The organism is Amycolatopsis sp. NPDC026612 (assembly GCF_040638285.1).
Classification (GTDB): domain Bacteria; phylum Actinomycetota; class Actinomycetes; order Mycobacteriales; family Pseudonocardiaceae; genus Amycolatopsis.
On record NZ_JBEZYB010000180.1, the window covers coordinates 1 to 1628 of the forward strand.

Below are 1628 nucleotides of genomic sequence, written 5' to 3' on the forward strand. Positions count from 1 at the left end.
CTTAGTGGTTGGTTTTGGAAGTTCTTCGGGGGTCAAGCAGCCAACGGGATGTCAACCTTGTCTTCCCGTTCGTGGTGATCGATCCTGACGAGCAGGTCGCGCAGATCGTCTCGGGTGTACCGCCAACGGAAAGGCCTCGCAGTCGCGTTGTAGCGCTTCTCGAAGGCCTCAAGTCGCTGTTCAACCTCAGCGAGGTCGGTGAAGTCATTGGGAGACACCACCTTGCGTTGCACGACAGAGAAGAAAATCTCAACCTGGTTCAACCAGGACGCGTGCACCGGGGTGTGCACCATCACCGCGTTCGGGAACCGGACAGCGAGGCGATTGATCGCCGCCTGGCCCCGATGCGAGGACCCGTTGTCAACCACCCAGAACACCCGCTTCGCCGACGCATACAGAGGCTGAGTCATCACCTGCTCAACCAACGCCATGAACGGCACGATCCCCGTCGAGGGAGCACACCGGCCGAACACCCGGGCCCGCCCCACGTCGTAGGCAGCCAGATACGCCACCGCCCCGCCCCTGCCGTACTCATGATTGACGCGCATCATCCGGGCCTGCCCCGGTGCCAAACTCGGATGGCAGCGGCACCGGGCCTGAATCGAGGTCTTCTCATCGGAGGAGATCACATACTCCCGCGACCCCAGTTTCACACCCTCCCAGCGGCGCTCGTAGAGGTCCAGAACCCGTGCGGCAACGGCTTCGAAGTTCGGGTCGCGAGGAAACAGCCACGACCTGAACTGCCACGGCTTGATCGCATCACCAGAGAGCCAGCGCCGCACCGTCGAGGCCGAGATCGTCTCGGCAACACCCCTGCTCACCACTTCCCGAGCCAGTTCCGGACACGACCACCGCGACAACGCCACCCCCACCCGGGCAGGCAACTGACAGGCCAGCGCTTTGACCTGGGCGACCTGCACCGGGGTGAACCGCGACGGCCGGCCCGACCGGGGGAGATCCACCAGCCCTTCCAGACCGCGTGCGGCGAAACGCCCACGCCAGGCACGGACGGTGTCCACCCCGACGCCTACCCTCGTCGAGATCTGCGCGTTGGGCAGCCCACCAGCCGCGAGCAGCACGATCGTGGCGCGGATCTTGTCCCGATACGGCGTCTTCTGCCCCACCGAACGCCTGGTCAGTTCCCTGCGCCCGACCTCGCTCAGCGTTATCGGGCACGCCTGGGCCACCGCTGTCACTGTCGGACTCGTTTCATGATCGGCTTGTTCCGGCAGCGCCTACTCTTGCGGTGAGGCACGATGTCGGCATGGCCACCCCGCCGGACTCCACGAAGATCTCGCTGCGGCAGCACCTGCGCGCTCACGTCGAGGCGCGCTGGCCTCAGATCAGCAGTCTCGAGTTCCGTTACCGGGGCGCGTTCGCCTACGTCGACGCCCAGCTTCAGGACGGGACGGCACAGCCGCTGATCCGGCTCCGTTACGGCGGATCAGCCCGCCATTGGGGTTTCGGGCTCTACCTGGCCAGCAGCGGACGCTACGAGAACCAGATCCTGCCCAGCGGATTCCCCACCGGCAGCCCCGAAGAAGCCCTCGACTGCGCCTGCTACCTCTACCTCGACCACTAACCCGCAGCGCCTCAACACCCCCGAAGAACTTCCAAAACCGACCACT

At 65.1% G+C, this 1628-nt stretch carries 2 protein-coding genes; one reads left to right on the forward strand and one right to left on the reverse strand.

All coding sequences use genetic code 11. The annotated features are described in order from the left end of the window. Window positions 1–32 precede the first annotated feature (32 nt). Entirely contained in the window at window positions 33–1196 is a 1164-nt protein-coding gene (locus AB0F15_RS45030) for an IS630 family transposase (RefSeq protein ID WP_360284089.1), read from the reverse strand. A gap of 68 nt (window positions 1197–1264) precedes the next feature. Between AB0F15_RS45030 and AB0F15_RS45035 the strand changes: the two genes are divergently transcribed. Continuing rightward, a complete protein-coding gene (locus tag AB0F15_RS45035) occupies window positions 1265–1582 on the forward strand; it encodes a hypothetical protein (RefSeq protein WP_360284091.1) in 318 nt (105 codons plus the stop codon). Window positions 1583–1628 lie beyond the last annotated feature (46 nt).